At 67.9% G+C, this 938-nt stretch carries 2 pseudogenes; both read left to right on the forward strand.

The features are described 5' to 3' along the window. Positions 1-203, forward strand: a pseudogene (locus AOK11_RS44185) (hypothetical protein); the annotation flags it as partial. A gap of 128 nt (positions 204-331) precedes the next feature. Next, a pseudogene (locus AOK11_RS46945) lies at positions 332-938 on the forward strand (integrase core domain-containing protein); the annotation flags it as partial.

Consider the following 938-nt stretch of genomic DNA (forward strand, 5'->3'; position numbering starts at 1 on the left):
TGCAGGCAGGCTCTGCCACTGGCAACGACCTGCGCGACCTGCTCACCTCCTTGCAGCGGATCGCGAACAACCCAGACCCGCAACCTAACACCGTGCACAACGACATCAGTGGCGGAGTCCAGCATGGTCCTGTCATCCAATCGGGTCGGATTGCCGGACTCACCTTTCACGTCCACCATGCCGCCGCTCCCACGCAGGACTGAACTGAGGCCTCCGCACTGACCGGGGGGTGTCCCGCTCGGAAATACGATTCTGGGTTTGGCCTGGAGCTTCTCCGTGTGGGGCAACGGCCTCCGGCGGCACCTNNCCCGCTGCCGTACTGCGCAGCTGAGTGGTCAAGGACGCGGAGGTGCCGGCGCTGCGACACGAGAACGCAGTGCTGCGCCGCCAGATCGCTCGGGTCCGCTCTGAGTCCGCCGACCGGATCTGGCCGGCCGTCCTTTCCGGCCGGTCCCGCGGGAGCGCCGGCGTCAGGTCTTCGCGGTCGCGCCGACCACGCTGCTGGCCTGGCACCGACGCCTGGTCTCCCGGAAGTGGACATTCACCGAGCGCCGCCACCCGGGACAGCCCCCGACTGCGCCTACTGCATCGCCCCGTCCACCGTATGGGAGGTCCTGCAGTCCTCGGGAGTTGACCCCGCCCCGCATCGCTCCGGCCCTACCTGGCGCCAGTTCCTCACCACCCAAGTCCACGGCATCATCGCCGCCGACTTCTTGCACCTTGGCACCGTGGCGCCTGCACGCCCTGGTCTTCATCGAGTACGGCACTCGCCGATTACACCTCGCCGGCGTCACCGTCCACCCCACCGCGCAGTGGGCCGTCCAGCAGGCGAGGAATCTCGCCATGGCACTGGACCGCCGCATGGATTCCCTACGCTTCCTTCTCCGCGACCGGGACAGTAGGTACACCGACGCCTTCGACGCCGTCTTCCAGGCCGA

The organism is Streptomyces hirsutus (assembly GCF_001418415.1).
Lineage (GTDB): Bacteria > Actinomycetota > Actinomycetes > Streptomycetales > Streptomycetaceae > Streptomyces > Streptomyces hirsutus.